Source organism: Nocardia farcinica (assembly GCF_029867845.1).
GTDB lineage: Bacteria > Actinomycetota > Actinomycetes > Mycobacteriales > Mycobacteriaceae > Nocardia > Nocardia farcinica_A.
The window spans coordinates 1-3,544 of sequence record NZ_JARWRU010001261.1; the positions used below are offsets into that span (position 1 = coordinate 1).

General features: G+C 70.2%; 3 protein-coding genes. 1 reads left to right on the forward strand and 2 read right to left on the reverse strand.

What is annotated here, in order from left to right; genetic code table 11:
* Nucleotides 1-115 precede the first annotated feature (115 nt).
* Nucleotides 116-1,846 carry a GMC family oxidoreductase gene (locus QH283_RS28245; RefSeq protein WP_280505974.1) on the reverse strand — a complete coding sequence of 577 codons (1,731 nt, stop codon included), beginning with the start codon at nt 1,844-1,846 and terminating at the stop codon, nt 116-118.
* Nucleotides 1,847-2,021: 175 nt separating this feature from the next.
* Between QH283_RS28245 and QH283_RS28250 the strand changes: the two genes are divergently transcribed.
* A complete protein-coding gene (locus tag QH283_RS28250; RefSeq protein WP_280505975.1) occupies nt 2,022-2,705 on the forward strand; it encodes a MerR family transcriptional regulator in 684 nt (227 codons plus the stop codon).
* A gap of 10 nt (nt 2,706-2,715) precedes the next feature.
* Here QH283_RS28250 and QH283_RS28255 read toward each other — a convergent pair whose 3' ends face one another.
* Nucleotides 2,716-3,321, reverse strand: coding sequence for a TetR/AcrR family transcriptional regulator (locus QH283_RS28255; protein ID WP_280505976.1), 606 nt, complete (start codon nt 3,319-3,321; stop codon nt 2,716-2,718).
* Nucleotides 3,322-3,544 lie beyond the last annotated feature (223 nt).

A 3,544-nucleotide genomic window follows, 5' to 3' on the forward strand; every position in this document is an offset into this window, starting at 1 on the left:
CGCCCACTGGACCCCCTCCGATCTTCTGCTCCGCGGCAAATTAAACGAGCTTCCCGGCCCGCGCGGGGGGGTTGCGCCCGCGGGGGCCCGGGCGCACCGGGGCCCGCGCGTGGCCTCAGGCCGGCTTGGTGTCCTGTTCGGCGCGGCGCACCGGGGGGATCGGCAGCACCAGCGCGGCGGGCGCGTGCTCGGGCACCACCGGCTGCGCGGGCGCGACCGGCGCGATCCGCCGGTACGGCTCGTCCTGGGCGGGCCGAGGGTCCTGCTCGCCCTTGTTCGGCCAGAAGGCGGCGGCGCGCTCGGCCTGCGCGGTGATGGTCAGCGAGGGGTTCACGCCCAGGTTCGCCGAGACCGCGGCGCCGTCGACGATGCTCATCGTGGGGTAGCCGTAGACGCGGTGGTAGGGATCGATGACACCGTGCTCGGCGTCGGCGCCGATGGCCGCGCCGCCGAGGAAGTGCGCGGTGAGCGGGATGTTGAAGATCTCGCCCCAGCTGCCGCCCGCGATGCCGCCGATCTCCTCGGCCACCTTGCGGGTGACCTGGTTGCCCACCGGAATCCAGGTGGGGTTCGGCTCGCCGTGGCCCTGCTTGGAGGTCAGCCTGCGGCCGAACAGCCCGCGCTTGGTGTAGGTGGTGATGGAGTTGTCCAGGTTCTGCATCACCAGCGAGATGATGGTGCGCTCGCTCCAGTTCTTGGTGCTCAGGAAGCTGAGCGTGTCCAGCGGATTGCGCAGCACCATGAGCAGGAACTTCAGCCAGCGCGGCAGCTTGCCGTCACCGTCGACCATGAGCGTCTGCAACAGACCCATGAAGTTGGAGCCCTTGCCGTAGCGGACCGGCTCGATGTGGGTGTCCGGCGTCGGGTGGATCGAGGAGGTGATGGCCACGCCCTCGGTGAAGTCCTGACCGGGGTTCAGCTTCTTGGTCGCCGCGCCGACGATGGCCTCGGAGTTGGTGCGGGTGAGCACGCCGAGGCGGGGCGACAGCTTCGGCAGCACACCCTTGTCGCGCATTTTGAACAGCAGCTTCTGGGTGCCTCGGGTGCCCGCGGCCAGCACCACGTGGCGCGCGGTGTAGGTCCTCGGCTCGGTGCCGACGATCTTGCCGGTGCGTTTGGTCTCCACCGTCCAGGTGCCGTCCGGCAGCGGGCGCACCGCGGTGACCGTGGTCATCGGCACGATCTGCGCGCCCGCCTGCTCGGCGAGATACAGATAGTTCTTGACCAGCGTGTTCTTCGCGCCGTACTTGCAGCCGACCATGCAGTCGCCGCACTCCACGCAGCCGGTGCGCTCGGGGCCGACGCCGCCGAAGTACGGGTCGGGGACCTGCTTGCCCGGCTCGCCGAAGAACACCCCGACCGGGGTCTGCACGAAGGTGTCGCCGCAGCCGAGGTCGTCGGCGACCTTCTTGAAGATGTGGTCGACCTGGGTCATGTGCGGGTTCTGCACCACGCCGAGCATCTTCTTGGCCTGCTCGTAGTAGGGGGTGAGTTCCTCGCGCCAGTCGGTGATGTCGCGCCACTGGGCGTCGCGGAAGAACGGCTCCGGCGGCACGTAGAGGGTGTTGGCGTAGTTCAGCGAGCCGCCGCCCACGCCGGCGCCGCCGAGGATGAGCACGTCGCGCAGCAGGTGGATGCGCTGGATGCCGAAGCAGCCGAGCGCGGGGGCCCAGAGGAATTTGCGGATGTCCCAGCTGGTCTTGGGCAGTTCGTCGTCGGCGAAGCGCGCGCCCGCTTCCAGGACGCCGACCTTGTATCCCTTCTCCACCAGGCGCAGCGCGGTGACGCTGCCACCGAACCCGGACCCGACGATGAGCACGTCGAAGTCGGTTTCTCGCTGGGACATCAGCTCTCCTCGATCGGTCGGCAGTGACGCGCGTTACGCTAACGTGGACAGCTGGGGCTGTCAACGAATGCGCTTCGCCACCTCCGCGTCGGCCTTCATTCCGGCCTCGATTCTTGCCCTCGCCTTCATTCTGACCATTCATTCTGACCTTTGTGCTGACCTTTATGCTGGCCACGTGTCCCGCTACAGCCGCTCCCGACTCGCCGAGCTCAGCGGTGTCCCGGCGCGGACCATCCGCTACTACCACTCGCTCGGTGTGCTGCCAAGGCCCGCCCGCGCGGGCAAAGAGGTCGTCTACGGCGACGAACACCTGACCCGCCTGGGTGAGATCGCCGCGATGCAGGGTCGCGGCCTGAGTCTGGGCGCCATCCGCGAGGTGTTCGACGCCCAGAGCAGGGACGGCGCGCCCACCGACTGGCGCTCGGTGCTCGACCCGCGCCTGCCGGGGGCCCGCGAGCAGTCGGTGGTCTACGACGACGAGCAGCTCACCGCCCTGCTCGGGGAGCGCCGCGCCGAGATCATCGACGAGCTCGTCGCCGCCCAGTACGTCGTCTCCCATGAGGGCGGCTGGCACATCCCCGACCTGCCCATGCTCAAGGGCGCGCTCATCCTCTACGACATGGGCACCGACATCGCGCTCAGCGGCGCGCTGCGCAAACTCATCCGCACCCGGCTGGCCGATCTCGCCGACGAGATCGTCGGCCTGTTCCGCGAGGCCCTGCCCGAGGGCTACGGCGGCGAGGGGATCGGCGCCGACCACAGCCGGTTCCGGGATCGCTTCCGGGCCGCGGCCTGGGAAGTCGCCGGGGCGACGCTGGCCGACGAGATCGATCGCGCGGTGCGGGAATCGGAGTCCTAGCTCCGGGCTGTCACGGGCCGAGCACGCGGTCGATGGCGTGGTCGAGCAGTTCGGCGGCGCGCTCGGGGGAGGTGAAGTCACTGAGCACCGACTGGGAGAGCCCGGCGATCACCACCGTGAGCATCTCGGCGTCGCGCCGGGCGGCGGGCATGTCGGTCGCGCCGGGAGTCAGCTCGCGCGCGCGGCGGATGTGTTCCTCGAGCGTCTGCTCCAGCAGGCGCGCCGGTGCGAGGGTCTCACCCGGCAGGGCGGTGGAACCGGTGAGGCGGGCCGCCTGGTAGGCGGCCAGGATCTGGGCCTCGGCGCGGCGGGTGTCGTCCAGCGGCAGCAGGGCGCGCCCGATGGTCCGCAGGGCGTAGCGCGGATCCGGTTCGGCGCCCAGGCTCTGGAATTGTTCGAGGAACCGCCGCGCCATCGCGTCGATGACCGATCTCAGCGTCCCGAGCAGGAAGTCCTTCTTCGTCCCGAAGTAGTACTGCACCAATCGCACCGAGATGCCCGCTTCCGCGGCGACCGCCTGGAAGGTCGCCGCCTCCAGGCCGCCGCGCACGATGACCCGCCGTGCAGCGTCGGTGATCTGGCGGCGCCGTGCGTCGTGGTCGGCCAAGCGTGGCACCGGCGGTCCTTCCTGTTCGTCCCGTCCCGGCCCGGGGGCCTGCTGTCGGTGTGCAGCCGATCAGCGATGGTACGCCGATATCACCTCGGGCGGAGTCGTCCGGGCCGCCGGAACATGTCGGTGCCCGGCGGTAGCGTCGGCGGACACGGGTGGCCGGGAGCCACGGTTCGCGGGCGCTGAGGGATGGCGGGCGTTGAGGGATGGCGGGGGACGACTGGGTGGC

Bases quoted from the DNA above. Each gene is read 5' to 3' on its own strand.
- QH283_RS28245 (WP_280505974.1), bottom strand. From the start codon at position 1,846: ATGTCCCAGCGAGAAACCGACTTCGACGTGCTCATCGTCGGGTCCGGG.